General features: G+C 41.7%; 11 protein-coding genes and 1 other annotated feature. All 11 genes read right to left on the minus strand.

Annotation, left to right across the window (positions count from 1 at the left end; genetic code table 11):
* Window position 1: 1 nt before the first annotated feature.
* Window positions 2-1,762 carry a DNA primase gene (gene dnaG / locus SORDD15_RS03660; protein WP_061414458.1) on the minus strand — a complete coding sequence of 587 codons (1,761 nt, stop codon included), beginning with the start codon at window positions 1,760-1,762 and terminating at the stop codon, window positions 2-4.
* A gap of 195 nt (window positions 1,763-1,957) precedes the next feature.
* Window positions 1,958-2,716: an ABC transporter ATP-binding protein gene (locus SORDD15_RS03665; RefSeq protein WP_000125419.1), complete on the minus strand. Its 759-nt coding sequence runs from the start codon at window positions 2,714-2,716 to the stop codon at window positions 1,958-1,960.
* The gene (locus SORDD15_RS03670; RefSeq protein WP_061414462.1) at window positions 2,713-3,579 is read right to left on the minus strand and encodes an ABC transporter permease; all 867 of its coding nucleotides are present in this window, start codon (window positions 3,577-3,579) and stop codon (window positions 2,713-2,715) included. The genes SORDD15_RS03665 and SORDD15_RS03670 overlap by 4 nt, the downstream gene beginning before the upstream one ends.
* A 65-nt stretch (window positions 3,580-3,644) precedes the next feature.
* On the minus strand, window positions 3,645-4,640 hold the full coding sequence (gene trpX, locus SORDD15_RS03675; protein WP_061414465.1) for a tryptophan ABC transporter substrate-binding protein: 996 nt from the start codon (window positions 4,638-4,640) through the stop codon (window positions 3,645-3,647).
* Window positions 4,641-4,756: 116 nt separating this feature from the next.
* Window positions 4,757-4,973: a binding site (T-box leader), on the minus strand.
* A 96-nt stretch (window positions 4,974-5,069) separates the two neighbouring features.
* The gene (gene ppc / locus SORDD15_RS03680; RefSeq protein WP_061414467.1) at window positions 5,070-7,766 is read right to left on the minus strand and encodes a phosphoenolpyruvate carboxylase; all 2,697 of its coding nucleotides are present in this window, start codon (window positions 7,764-7,766) and stop codon (window positions 5,070-5,072) included.
* Between the two features lie 23 nt (window positions 7,767-7,789).
* Entirely contained in the window at window positions 7,790-9,013 is a 1,224-nt protein-coding gene (gene ftsW / locus SORDD15_RS03685; RefSeq protein WP_061414470.1) for a cell division peptidoglycan polymerase FtsW, read from the minus strand.
* Window positions 9,014-9,200: 187 nt separating this feature from the next.
* Window positions 9,201-10,142 (minus strand): peptidylprolyl isomerase PrsA, encoded by a 942-nt coding sequence (gene prsA / locus SORDD15_RS03690; RefSeq protein WP_000728082.1) that lies wholly within the window; start codon window positions 10,140-10,142, stop codon window positions 9,201-9,203.
* 67 nt (window positions 10,143-10,209) lie between these two features.
* Complete coding sequence (locus SORDD15_RS03695) at window positions 10,210-10,923, minus strand: O-methyltransferase (protein ID WP_081102353.1); 714 nt, start codon at window positions 10,921-10,923, stop codon at window positions 10,210-10,212.
* A gap of 1 nt (window position 10,924) precedes the next feature.
* A complete protein-coding gene (gene pepF, locus SORDD15_RS03700; RefSeq protein WP_061414473.1) occupies window positions 10,925-12,727 on the minus strand; it encodes an oligoendopeptidase F in 1,803 nt (600 codons plus the stop codon).
* An 18-nt stretch (window positions 12,728-12,745) separates the two neighbouring features.
* A complete protein-coding gene (locus SORDD15_RS03705) occupies window positions 12,746-13,702 on the minus strand; it encodes a competence protein CoiA (protein WP_061414475.1) in 957 nt (318 codons plus the stop codon).
* A gap of 77 nt (window positions 13,703-13,779) precedes the next feature.
* Window positions 13,780-14,928: a PDDEXK family nuclease gene (locus SORDD15_RS03710; RefSeq protein ID WP_061414478.1), complete on the minus strand. Its 1,149-nt coding sequence runs from the start codon at window positions 14,926-14,928 to the stop codon at window positions 13,780-13,782.
* Window positions 14,929-15,018: the final 90 nt, after the last annotated feature.

Consider the following 15,018-nt stretch of genomic DNA (forward strand, 5'->3'; position numbering starts at 1 on the left):
ATTACTCCATTCTTCTCTTTTGGGAAATCAATCGTTGCAATTCTTCCAAGGCTGTGTCTGTATCTCCTACATGACTAGCTTCCTGCACTTTCTTTTTAATTCTTAAGTTGTCCTTGTTGAGGAGGGCACGGTTTCGAGTCGCTTCGACTTCCGCTAGCTCCTGAGGCGACATCTCAGCTGGCAAATCCAGACTAAGCACGTGGTACCAAGCATTTTCAACCTCAGGCGTCTGATGAGAAAGCTCCTCTGAGCCGATTTCTCCCTGCTCACTTAATAATTCGTAAAGAATCTGAAATTCTGGGGTATCAAAGAAAAAATCTTCTCTTAATCGATAATCATTCAAAACAGCTGGATTCTCAGCCATCCTATAGAGGAGATGAGCCTCTGCTCTCATGACTGCTGTCAGTTGCCGCGTCACAGGTAAACTAATCGCTGCTGGAGGTTGCTCCTCTTTAACTCTTTCCTGCCTTTGGACAATCCGACTTTCATTTACAATCTGCTCCACCTGCTGGTAATCAAAAGAAGGTAGATTATCTGCTAGAATGTGGATATAAGAATTCTGGGCAGTGATAGACTTTTCTTTGGCGATTAGGGGCGCAATCTTTTCAATGAACTCGATTTGCGCCTGCAAGTTGTCACTATTTTCTGGCTTGAGTTGGTGAATATAGAACTCTATAGGACTAATCCGAGTCTTGGTTAAAAGGTAAGCCAGGTCTTCAGCAGAATTCTTTTGCAAATACTCATCTGGGTCCATGGCATCAGGTACCCGAACAACCTCCACTGAAAAGTCTTTTAACTCCTCTAGAGCCTTGGCTGTTGCTGCCTGCCCTGCCTTGTCGCCATCATAGCTGAGAACAATTTTTTTGGTAAAGCGTTTGAGGTGATCAACATGCTCCTTGCTTAAGGCTGTTCCCATGGAAGCTACAGCATTTTCTATACCAGCACGGTAGGCTGCGATCACATCCATGAAGCCTTCCATCAGATAGAGCTCTGTAATCTTACCTGTTCCCTTTTTTGCCTTGTCCAAATGATACAATTCGTAACTCTTGTTAAAAATTGCAGTCGAGCGACTATTTTTATATTTGGCAGTCTGACTGTCCGTTTCTTGCCAGATACGACCTGAAAATGCAATAACCTGCCCCTTGTCATTGGTCAAAGGAAAGATGATCCGTCCAAAAAAAGTATCATAAAATTGATTGCCATCTGACAGGTAGAACAAGCCCGAATCCAATAAATCCTTTTCCTCAAACTTGTCAGCCAAACGTTGATAGAGATAAGTTCTCTCTGCTGGAGCTAGTCCAATCTGGAAGTGCTTCAGAACATCATCTGTCAATCCGCGTTTGTAGAGATAAGCCCTTGCTTCTTCTCCCATCTTTGTCGTCATGAGGATGGCATGGTAAAAACGGGCAGCTTCTTCATGCATATCGTATAGAGCTTGATGAGGTGAAGTTTGTTGAGGACGAGACTGTACCGGCGTAGCCAGTTGAATACCGACGCGCTCTCCTAAGAGCTGAACGGCTTCCATGAAGGACACACCTTGGTATTCTTCGATGAACTTAAAGACATCTCCTGAACGCCCACATCCAAAACAGTGATAAAACTGCTTGTCTTCCACAACGTTGAAAGAGGGGGTCTTTTCACCATGAAAAGGACAGAGCCCTAAATAGTTCCGTCCAGCCTTCTGTAAAGAAATCACATCACCTATGACTTCCACAATGTTGGCATTGTTTTTGATTTCTTCAATGACTTGCTTGTCAACCATACACAATACCTCCATCTTATCATAGTTTCACGTAAACTAGTATAGCTTATTTCTGAAAAAAAGTAAACCATTTCATACGCTTTCCGTAATTCTCTTTGCCTTATTTTTCTAGATAGAAAGAGGAGATAAAAAACTCAGAAACACTTTAATGCTTCTAAGTTTCTCTTCACTATTTTTGATGAAAATATGACTCATCTATTCAAATAATTGATAGTAATCGGAAATCTTCATCTTAGCTTTTTCTTCTTTATTGAGGTCTTGGATAATACGACCTTCCTTCATGACAATCAGACGATTGCCATACTTTAGTGCATCCTCCATATGGTGGGTAATCATCAAGGCTGTCAGATGATCCTTGCTGACAAAGTCATCTGTTAATTCCATCAAGGCCACACTTGTTTTTGGGTCAAGGGCAGCTGTGTGCTCATCCAATAAAAGGAGTTCAGGACGTTTTAGTGTTGCCATCAAGAGACTCAAGGCCTGGCGTTGACCGCCTGATAGAAACTCAATCGGAGTGTCCAGATGTTTCTCAAGACCATTTCCCACTTTTTCAATGGTAGCCTGAAACTCTTCCCTATGGCTTGAAAGTCTCCTAGGAAGGAGTCCTCTCTTCTCACCACGAAACTTGGCAATCAAGAGATTTTCCGCCACCGTCATACGAGGAGCCGTACCCATTTTAGGATCCTGAAAGACACGAGACAAGTACTTAGCCCGCTTTTCAGGTGAAAAATGCGTCACGTCCTCGCCCATGATACGGATACTTCCACTTGTTAAAGGTAAGGTACCTGCAATAGTGTTAAAAAGCGTTGACTTCCCAGCTCCATTTCCCCCTAGAATGGTAATGAAATCATGTTCGAAAATTTCAAGAGAAACATCATTTAGGATGATTTTTTCCTCGTCAAAGCCATTCGTGATGACTTTGGTAGCATTTTTTAATTCTACAATTGCTGTCATTTGCTAAACTTGACTCCTTTCAGGTATTTACTTTTGAAGGTTGGAATCATGAGGCAAACTGCCAAAATCAAGGCGCTGTACAAACGAAGATAACTTGTATTAAACCCAAGAGCAATCACTCCCCAAACGAGGAACTGATAAGCAATAGACCCTACAACGATGGTCATGAGTCGCTCTGCCAAGGTCAAACTCTTGAATAAAACCTCACCAATAATCAAGCTAGCAAGCCCTACGACAATCACGCCAATTCCTCGAGAAACATCCGCGTATCCTTCTTGTTGAGCAATTAAGGCTCCTGCAAGCGCGATAATCCCATTTGAGAGAACCAAGCCCATGAGTTCCATACGTCCTGTATTGATACCAAAGCTACGAGCCATATCGGGATTGTCACCGGTAGCGATGTAGGCTTGACCTAGTTTAGTATCAAGGAAAAAGAGCATGAGACCAATTACAAGAGCTACAAAGATTAATCCAGTCAGCAGTTGATTGAAATCCGAATCAAAAGGCAAGACATCCTGAATTTGCTTGGTTCCAAGAAGCCCCAGATTGGCACGTCCCATAATCATGAGCATGATGGAATGACAGGAAGTCATAACTAAAATTCCTGATAAGAGGGTTGGAATGTTTCCTTTGGTATACAAAAGTCCCGTCGCCATTCCAGCTAGACATCCCGCTCCTACTGCAGCTAAGGTCGCTAAGAATGGATTGACTCCCTGTGTTATCAAGGTTACAGCTACTGCTCCCCCAAGAGGAAAAGAACCTTCAGTAGTCATATCTGGAAAATTCAAAATTCGAAAAGTCATAAAGATTCCCAAACCTAAAATCGCCCAGACCATCCCCTGAGAAATAATGGATACTATCATAATCTTTCACTCATTTCTTTCTTTAGTAAAAATGGGAGGAGATGTGTCCAGCTCCTCCTTTATCTTTATTCAATCACTTGTCCTGCTTCTTTTAGAACGGACTCAGGAATGGTGATACCAAGTTCCTGCGCTAGTTTTTTGTTAATCACTGACTTACCAGTTGAAAAGACATTAACTGGCGTATCAGCTGGTTTTTCACCTTTCAAAACTTTGGCAATCATTTTACCAGTAGCCACTCCAAGATCGTGTTGGTCAACTACTACAGATGCTAATCCACCTGCTTCTACCATGGCAGTAGCACTTGGGTAGATTGGCTTTTTAGCTGTTTGGTTGCTTGAAACAACTGTTGAGAATGCGGATGCGATGGTGTTGTCAATTGGAACCCAAATCGCATCGACCTTGCTTGTCATAACATTGACTGTTGAAGCAATTTCGTTAGTCGAAGGAACGGCAAAGGTTTCGACTGTCAAACCTGCTTTTTCAGCATAAGCATTGAATTCTTCTACCTGTGTTTTTGAGTTATCTTCGCTACTTGAGTAAAGAGCTCCGATTGTTTTGACATTTGGTGTGAGGGTTTTAATCAATTCCACTTGCTGTTCAGCTGGGTTGTGGTCTGATACCCCTGTGATGTTGCCACCTGGTTTTTTCAAATCTTTGACCAAGTTAGCACCGATTGGGTCTGTAATAGCAGCCATGATAACAGGTAGGTCTTTTGTAGCACTAGCAAGTCCTTGAGCTGCTGGTGTCGCAATCCCAACAACAAGGTCATTTCCATTTGCTACCAATTGTTTACTCATGGTTGCAACCTTGCTCTGATCTCCTTCAGAGTTCATAAAGTCGATTTTTACTTGATCGTCCTTATAGCCTTCTTCAGCTAGTCCATCTTGAATCCCTTGATAAATCAAGTCCAAGGATGGGTGACTAACAAATTGAAGGACACCAACCTTAGCGACCTTTTGCTCTTCCTTAGCTGATGGCTTGTTCATAGATGAATAAATCAAGCTAGCCACCACCAATACTGCTAATCCAGCGATAATTCCAATTAAACGTTTATTTTTCATATTCTTTCTCCTTTTAAATCACTTGTATAATACTCTTTTCACTCAAAACAAGCGACGCCATCGTTTAAATTTCATAATCTTTCCTCCCATAAAAAAATCCTCACACAAAAAACTTGTGTGAGGACGTCGATGCGCGGTGCCACCTCAATTATAGGGAATATCCCTATCGCTCTTTCTCGCAATAACGAGTTGCACTGTAAGGTGTGCTCACCGAATTTTTATGATTTCAAATTCTTAAGTACATTCAGCCCAATTTCATCAATTTCATCTATCTGCTTTCACCAACCACAGACTCTCTAAAAAAATGAGCATGATTACTTTCTGAATGTTTAAATTATATCATTTTTCAACTACTTGTCAAGGCTATTTTTAGAATTTTTTAAACAATTCAAAAACTTCCCCTTGAAAAAAGAGGAAGTTTGTTGAATATCAGCCTGAATTACGTAAACCAGTTGCAATTCCGTTAATAGTTGTATGGATCAGTTTTTCTTCGTCAGCCGACAATTCGCCGCGACGTTGACGTTTGATCAACTCCAACTGGATGTAGTTCAGGATATTAAAGTAAGGCATACGATAGTTTAGACTGTCTTTTAGGTAAGAGTTTTCTGCCAAGAGTTCGTCATAACCTTCGATAGCTAAAATAACGTCCTTAGTCAACTGCCATTCATCTAAAATGGTGTAGTAGATAGCTTGTACTTCTTCGTCTTCACAGAGCTTGGCATATTCAAAAGCAATGTTCATGTTAGACTTAGATAAGACCATGTCCACATTGGAAAGCAGAGATTGGAAGAAAGGCCAGTTTTGGTACATGTCTCGAAGGAACTCGATATTCTTTGGATCTTGATCAATAAACTCTTTAAAGCTTGATCCCACACCATACCACCCAGGGAACATGACACGACTTTGTGACCATGAGAAGACCCAAGGAATGGCACGCAAACCGCCAATTTCAGTGATGGTCTTACGAGCTGCTGGACGCGAACCGATATTGAAGCTTGAAATAGCCTTGATTGGACTTGATTCAAAGAAATAGTCATAGAAATGTTCATTTCCAAAGACCAAATCACGATAGATATCGTAGCTACGGTCCACTACTTGATCCATAATAGCTTCGTAACGATTTGACGTATTGGTATCACTCTTCTTCTTGGTAATCATACGGTTAATGGCTGCAGAAACCAACATTTCAAGGTTATAATAGGCAGCGTCTTTGTTACCGTATTTGTTTCCAATGACTTCTCCTTGCTCAGTCAGACGGATGCGGTCTTTGATAGACTTGAGTGGTTGAGATGTGATAGCTTCATAAGTTGGTCCACCACCACGACCCACAGTACCACCACGACCGTGGAAGAAAGTGACTTTAACGCCAAATTCATCTCCAATAGCAGTCAGTTGTTGTTGAGCTTTATAGAGAGTCCAACACGATGACAGGTAACCACCGTCTTTGTTACTATCAGAGTAGCCAAGCATGATTTCTTGGTAGTTGTCTTTTGAAGCAATCCATTTTTTAGCCAAAGGTAGAGAGAAATATTTTCTCATGGTTTCTTCCGAATGATCCAAATCTTCGATCGTTTCAAAGAGGGGAACAATCTGAACGCGGGCTTTTTGGGCATCCACCAAGCCGACTTCCTTAAGCATAATGGCTAGCTCGAGCATATCGGATACACTTGTTGCGTGAGAAATGATGGTTTGACGAATGACATTTTCACCTAGTTTGTCCTTCAACTTACGCGCAGCTTTAAAGATAGAGAGTTCTTTTTCAAGCAGTTCTGACTTTTCAGCATGAGTCGCTGAGAGGATACGAGGATCTTCTTCCAACTCTTTTAAGAGGAGGGCACATTTTTCGTCTTCAGAAAGGTCGCTATAATGGTCGTTAATACCAGCTGATGCTAGCAATTCAGCCACACAGGCTTCGTGAACACTAGAATCCTGGCGCATATCAATAGAAGCAAGGTAGAAACCAAAAATTTCGACAGCTTGCATCAACTCGACAAATTCTCCTGAAATCAGGTATTCTCCTTTGTTCTCAAGGAGAGAGTCGCGAATGGCCAACAAATCTTGATAAAATTCATCTGCAGTGGCATATCTAGGCTGAAGGTCCTTGTCTTCAATCAAATAAGCCTTGGTTGCCTGCATCTTAGCTTGGATGTCAAAAAGGGCACGGCGATAGAGTTCTTTTTCACGATAAATCGAGTTGTCTTGTGACTTCAGCGCCATCTCACGGACCTTGTCGCTGACATTCACGATGCTGGTTGACAGTGAAAATTCACGATAAAGATTATAAATCTTTTCATCATAGTAGTTCATGATGACTTCGCACTGAGTCAAGGCTGATTTGTTGAGAGTTTCCGCAGTTACGAAAGGATTTCCATCACGGTCTCCTCCGATCCACATCCCCATAGTAATCGGTTTTGGATGTTGGAGCTCGATACCTTGTTCTTTAGCTAATTTTTTATACTCAGCTGTCAAACGCGGAACAGCATTCAGGAAAGAACTTTGGTAATACTCCATCACGTTGGTGATTTCGTTGGTTACCTTCAGTTTCTTCTCACGAATCATGTCCGTTTGCATGATAATTTCAATGTAACGGCGGAGATCTGCGTGCCATTTTTCTTTATTAATCAAGCCGAGTTTGACATCACGGTACTTGCGCAAAAGCGTATGGATATGGTTGGTCAAATCCAGCATACTCTTGCGTTGTACTTGCGTTGGATGGGCGGTCAAGACAGGAACGACATTTAACTTTTCTAAAATTTCAGCTGCATTTTCTTTTTCAGCTACCATCTTAATCGTTGTAGATAGTTTCCCTAGATAGTCTTGGTCCACATTGTTTTGGTGATTGATTTCATAGGCCAAATCCACATCCTCAGAGATATTAATCAAAAGTGGAAGGATAGAGAAATAGCGTGAAATGTAAATCATTTCTTCATTCGAAAGACTGGTCACTAGGTCATTGAGCCCTTGATAATTCTCGCTAGTTGATAATTCCTTCAACTGGATAATCTTTTCAAAGGTTTCTGGCGCTAGCATATTTTTTGTGATATCTTCTAATAAATCAGTCAGAATCAAGACTTCTTCTTGGACGACTGCTTTATTACTGTAGTTTTCTAATTTTTGAAGAGACATATACTTTCCTTTCCATTCAATCCTTACAGACTTTCATCGGTTTGATTTTCGTATTCTCTGATAAGTTTGGCACGTTTTTCACTTGCATCAATGTTTAGTACAAGCGCGATGGCTACAGATAATACCAATAGACTGTTCCCACCTTGTGAAAGGAAGGGGAAGGTTACCCCTGTAGAAGGAATCAACCCTGAAATCCCACCGATATTGACAAAAACCTGAACTAGGATCATCCCTCCGACACCAATAGCAACCATGGAGTTAAAGGGATCCTTGGCTCGAATACCAACCAAGGTGATTCGCAAAATCAAGAAGAAGAGTAAAGCCAAAATCATACCGGCTCCAACGAATCCAAACTCCTCGATGACAATCGAAAAAACGAAATCTGTATGGGCTTCTGGTAGATAACCACGCTTCTCGATAGAATTTCCTAATCCAAGTCCGAACCAGCCACCATTTACCATTGCATAGTAGGAATTTGCGAGCTGGTGTCCTGCCCCCGCCAAGTCATTAAAGGGATTAAAGAAGGCACTGAAACGTTTAGCAACGTAACCAAATACAGGAATTTGAGAGAACTTTTCAACCCCAACGAGACGAATGACAGACAAGACTAACATTGAGCTCCCTGCTAAGAGAGCCAGAATGGTCGAGAACCAACGGTAGGCAATCCCACTTACCGTATACATGATGAGCGCCACCAAGATCAAGATGGTCGCATTTCCCAAGTCGGGGAAAATTCCCAAGCTACCAATCAGAACCAGCAAAACAAAACGCCAGTCGTTAAAGGCTCGAGGTAGCCACTGGTTCTGTGTCAAAACCTGGAAGTCATAAACCGCAATCTCATCCTGTTCCTTTGAAAATCGATGTGCCAGATACCAGATGATGATAATCTTAAGGTACTCCGCAGGCTGAATCGTTACAGGTCCTACAGAAATCCATCCATATGCTCCATTGACAGGTGTTCCGACCAGTCGCGCCAGAGCTAAAAGAACCATCTCCACAATCATTACGATAAAGATGAGACGCCCATTTCTTAGGAAACCTAATTTTAATTTATAGATTAAGGCAATCAGAATCAAACTAGCTACCCAGAAGATTCCCTGGTTACGCACCAATTGAAAAGCGCTTTTTCCTTCTTCGATCAAGGTTGCACTCGTTGTCGAGTACACCACAATCAGCCCCAAAATCGATAAAAGGAAGTAAGGAATCAAAATGGAATAGTTTAGTAGGTGCCTTTTACTAATTTTCATATTCACCACTCTAATAGGAACAGACACTTCTGTTCCCAATTCCGTTTTATTTTCTAGTTTTGATTGCTATTATACCACTTTTTCAGAAAGAAAAAAACTCTTATCCTTTAATCCTTCGAATTTTACTCATTTTCTAGTATCAGGTATAAAAAAAACAAATCTCTTTTGAGATTTGTTTTTTGCTTTCTTAGTTAGATGAAGAACTGCTACTTGAGCTTGAGTCACCACCACCGATGTATTGGGTGAAGATGTTTTGGAATGATTGGTCTTTAACCTTGATGTTTGCTGCTTGCAATTCTTTACCAATTACTCCTTGAACAAAGGCTGAATCATTTTGTTTTTGAGTCAAGATGATGGTCTTCAATTTTTCTTTGTAATCCTCTATATTAGAAGATTTTTCTGTTTTCTTCGTTACTTTGATGATGTAGAACTGACTACTGTAGGCTTGTGTTCCAGTAGCTGTAATCACATCAGAAACCCCGTTCACATCCAAGGCAAAGGCTGCCTTCTTGACTTGTTCTGGAAGTTCTGTAGAAGCAGAGTCAAAAGTGATTTCTCCACCATTTTCTTTGGTCTTGTCGTCGTTAGAGTTATCTTTTGCCAACTGAGCAAAATCTGCACCTTCTGCTTTAGCTTTCTCAAGCACTTCTTTTGCCTTGTCTTCATTATCCAAACGGATGATTTGAGCTGTTACATCTGGTGTGTAAGACTCAAAAGCTTTTTGGTAGGCTTCGTCTGTCAACTCGCTCTCTGCAGCCTTTTTAACCGCTAATTCAACCAATTTGCTGGTACGGATTTGAGCTTTACGAGTCTCAGGTGTCATACCTGCACGTTGAAGCACGCTGTTGTAGCTATCGCCGTATTTCTTTTGTTCTTCAGCAACAGCGTCATCCACATCTTTATCCGTTACTTCTGACCCATATTGTTGTTCAAATACTTTTTGGATGGTCATATTGAGCAAGACTTGTTGTGCAGTTGGATTGTTCTTTACTTCTTCAAAGAATTGATGCTCTGTAATCACATCGCCCTTCATGCTGATCAAATCTTTTCCTTCAGAACTGTTTGAACAAGCTGCAAGTGTTGCTACTGATAAAAGTGTGATGGCTCCTGCCATAAGTTTTTTCTTCATTTTTACTCCTTTTACGGTAAGTGTTACCTTATCTATTTTACTATAATTTCTTAAATTTTTCTGAAAATCATTCGCTCTCAGGAAGCTCTACTTCTGCTACACTCTTTCGTAGCATGAGAATGCCGTCCCCAAGCGGAACTAGAGTTGCTGTTAGACCTGGATTGTCCAAAGTTGCGTCGAAAAGTCTTTGCAAACCACGGTAAATGGTGCGTTGACCTCGGCGGACTTCCATGATGTCCTTGGCAACATCTCCTCCTTGAAAAATATCATCCAAGACCACCACTCCACCGACTTCCAAATGTTTGAGGATTTCAGGCAGAAAGGCGATGTACTTGGACTTGGCTGAGTCCATAAAGACAAAGTCATAAGTTTCTGTCAAAGTAGATAAAACATCGACTGCATCTCCCTCCAAGAGTGTGATTTGCTTACGACTGTCAAACTGGGCAAAGTTTTCCTTTGCAAAGCCTATCATTTCTGGATTACGGTCAATGGTTGTAATCTTGGCATCTGGCGCATGTTCCGCCATCAAGAGGGCTGAAAAACCAATTGCCGTCCCAATTTCCAAAATGTTCTTAGGCTGTATAGTCTCCATGAGAAATCGAAAATACGCGACCGTTTCATGGGGAATAATGGGAATGTTTTCCTTGCGAGCGAAGGTCTCCAATTCTTTCAAAGAACCTGTCACCTGCTTTTGACGCTGGCGCATGAGTTCTACGATTTCTTCCTTGACGACGGGACGTCGCATATTGTGATTGGCATTTTTACTATAAGACTCTACCATCTTAAGCTAGTCCTAATTTTTCAACAAGGGCTTCAAACTCGTTTAAGCGACGTTCAAAGACTGCAAATGCATCGTTAAGATAGTCTTCTTTTTCCATATCAACACCCGCTTTTCTCATAACATTGAGTGGATAGTCAGACTTACCAGCCTTGAGGTAGTCGATATAGCGGTCACGGTCTTCTTGGCTACCATGAACAATCTTCTCAGCCAAGGCTGAAGCAGCTGCAAAACCAGTTGAATACTGATAAACATAATAGTTATAGTAGAAGTGTGGAATGCGCGCCCACTCGTATTGGATCTGAGGATTGTCTTCCTTGCTGAGTCCATAGTACTCTTGGTTCAAGTCAGCGTAGAGTTTATTGAGGAAATCACTTGTCAAGACTTCTCCATTTTGGTCTGCTTGGTGGATAGCGTGTTCAAACTCAGCGAATTGAGTTTGACGGAAGACTGTTCCACGGAAACCATCTAGGAAGTTATTGAGAATAGCAAAGCGCGTTGCGTCGTCTTCTACTTCTTCCAACAATTTCTCTGTCAAGATATTTTCGTTAGTCGTTGAGGCAATCTCAGCCAAGAAGATAGAGTAATCCCCGTAAACATAAGGCTGAGTTTCACGAGTATAGCTTGAATGCATACTGTGACCTGTTTCATGGACAAGGGTAAAGAGATTGTCTAGATTGTCCTGCCAGTTGAGAAGCATAAAGGCATTGGTATCATAAGAACCACCAGAGTAGGCACCAGAACGCTTGCCTTGATTTTCATAGACATCAATCCAACGCTCGCTGAAGGCACGTTTGACACGGCTCAAGTAATCCTCACCTAAAACCGCCAAAGCTTCTTCTGCCTTTTTCAAGGCTTCTTCGTAGGTAAAACTGTATTCTACTGAAGACAGTGGAGTGTAGACATCGTACATCTTGAGATCAGAAATACCCAAGATTTTAGAACGAAGGTTAAGATATCGATGCAAGAGTGGCAAATGTTTGCGAACTGCTGCCACTAGATTGTCATAGACACTTTCTGGAACAAAGTTTGCTGCGAGGGCTGCATGGCGAGCGCTCTTATAATTGCGAACTTTGGCACGGTAGTTTTGCACCTTAACATTTGTCTGCAAGGTCTTAGCATAAGTGTGTTGGAATTGCTCATATGTCGCATAAAGGGCTTCATAGGCACCACGACGCACTTCACGATTTTTAGACTCCATCAAACGAATGTATGTACCGTGTGAGAGTTGCACTTCCTTGCCTTCGTCATCAAGCACGTATGGGAAGCTAATATCCGCATTGTCCAAAATAGCGAAGGTTTCACTAGCAGCGCCAAAGATTTCTCCTGCTCCAGCAAGCAATTCTTCCTCACGTTGCGAAAGAACATGGTCTTTCTTTTGCAAGAGCTTGTCAAAAAAGTGTTTGTAAACTTGGAGTTTTGGTTGAGCTTCTAGGAAGGCCGTATACTGCTCTTCGCTAATCTCCATAAACTCAGGTTCATAGAATGAAAAGGCTTGTTCTAACTGACTGTATAGGGTCATTGCCTTAGCATAGTACTCTTGATACTTGGCTTCACGCGTGTCCTGGTCATTTTTCATATGTGCATAGACATAAAGCTTTTCAACTTGGCGTTCCAAGTCAAGTGAGAATTCTGTAATCTCAAGCAAACTGTCTGCGCTATCCAAGAGATGCCCCTCATACTGGGCTGCTGTTTGTACTTTTTCAGTTAAATCTTTCAAGGCTTCTTCCCAAGCCTGGTCTGTTGGGTAGATTGTCGAAAGATCCCATGTATCTTTTTCATTTATTTCATGTCGTTGTAATACCATAAGATTCCTCCATCCTTTCTATTTTACCACATTTTTTGAGAAATATAAGTGATAAAAAGCTGGTGGATAGAGCTTTTGGCGATTATTTTTCGGATTTTTTTGATAGTAAGCCTGAAAATTTCTATAATAGCTAGTCAAATCCGTTTCAATCTGCAAAAAATCACCTGACTCTATCGGTCTGACCTGGGGATACCAGTCATCCAGTTGACGGTTTAATAGATTGTCTCCTCGATGATAAGCTTCCTCCTGCTTCTTCATCCAGTAGGACGTTTGATAGTACAACTGTTGGCGAATGTAGTGACAGATAGTGGAATCTTGCACAACTGCAAAACGAGGTAGTTTTTGTTTTTGATAAGGAAATCGTAGAATTTCCAAGAGATTTCCTTGGCCATAGGGAAATTCTTTGACCTGAAAATGAAGCTTGCCACGTAGGTCCTGATGCAAAAGATATTTGAGTCTCAAAATTTTCCTTTTGAGATCCAGTTCCCAAACAAAGAAACCCATATTTTGACTCAAATAGAGAAATCCCCTTTGCAGTTGTGTTAATCGCTCTTTTAACCAGAGCTTTTCTCCCAGTAGCCAGATAACCTGATAGCCCTGGCTACGGTAGCCTTGACTTCTATTGCCTAAAAGCTTTTGAGACAAGGGACTGCACTGGACCTCCAGAGCTAATTTCTCATTGACAAGAACATCCGCAACCTGCTGAATCTCGGGCAGGCTATATTCTAAGGAGACCTGACTGTCTTTCTTGGCCCAGTGATAAAGGGTCTCTTTGTTGCCCAAGTGTTCTGGACTTTCATTCTCGAAAATAGCGATGCAATCTCTTAACCTTTCATGGGCAAAATGCGTTCGAATACTCTGTCCCTGACGTAATCGTAGTCCACCCCCACAGGCTGGGCAAGTATAAGCTTGCTTGGTCACATCTTTTTCAAGGGCATTCACCAAAATTCCCTTGGCATCTTTGGCTACAAACATGGTCTACCTCCTTTTCTCATTTATTCGAAAAAGAAGTTAAAAAAAGCTGGAATTCCAGCCTTTCATGATATTATTTCTTATCTTTTTTGTCTCTTAGAATATTTTTTTAGCATGGGTATGAGATTGGGAATCTGCTCACTTCTAATGACCAGCACGCCGTATTCTTGACAGCGGTTGGCATAAACGGGATTGATTTTCCCCGTACAGACAATTAACTTGAGGCAACTTTCCCCAGCAAAATGATTGGCATAGACTTCTAGTTCGTTGATGGCTTCAACTGATAAATCCGTCATCTTGCAAGAGATAAAGGTAATCGAGCGTCCCTTTCTCAGAATGACATCAATCTCATTTTGAACATTGTCTGCCTCTGGAAAGATGCCATTCCAATCAATCTCACCGCCTATCATGCACTCATCAAACAGCTGAGACTCAAGCGCCAAGAGATAGAGATATACCTCTAAAATATGCCCCTTGTTGCGACAAAAGACTTGAGCTTCTTGACTTGGAAAGCTGTATGCTACTCGCTCCTTGTCCTCGCTTTCAATACAAAGCATCCCCGCTTCCACAAGTAAAGGGATGAGGGATTCTGGATAGTGATAATACTTGCCGTTGTTTTCCAGTATCTTTTCAGTTTCAGCATGAAGGTCATTGGTCTTAGCTAAGGAGAAAAATTGGGTCACTTGATACCAGTGGGTGGGATTGGAAATGGCAGAGCTGGCTAGTTTTTTGATGGCTGCAACTTGCTGAGCTGAGTGGATAGGGCGTTTTGATTTGAGCATTTTTCCACCACGTAAGGCTATCAGCTGTTGGATGCTTAGTGTTGGAATGTCCAAATCTTCTTTTTCTAACTGGCCGGCTACCCACTTGTATTGTTTTCCTCGCTCGACATCCATGGCAACGATGGGGAGCTGCCGATCCAAGCCGTATTGATAGAGAGATAAGGCTAGTAGCGAATCCCCACCAAAAACATCGAGAAGGACTTGGTCATAGCCTGCTAGACAATAATCTAACTGGTCTGCTAGTTGTTCTAAGGATAACTGACGAAAGGTCACTCGTTGGATATGAGGCACCTCTTCCATGATAAACTGACGGAGAGATAGCTTCTCTTCATTGCTTATTTTCGTCAAAGATAGAAAAAGAATCTCGTCACAATCACTGATAAAGGCTTGGTAGACATTCTTTTCCAATACATGCCGATCATACAATTCTACCAAAAGACTCGTCATTCGACCACCTCCATCATAAAGACTTTCTTGCGCTGAGAATATCAGCAATACAGCCCTACTGCTCAGATTTCCTACTTCTAGTATAGCATA

It is taken from the genome of Streptococcus oralis (assembly GCF_001578935.1).
GTDB lineage: Bacteria > Bacillota > Bacilli > Lactobacillales > Streptococcaceae > Streptococcus > Streptococcus oralis_R.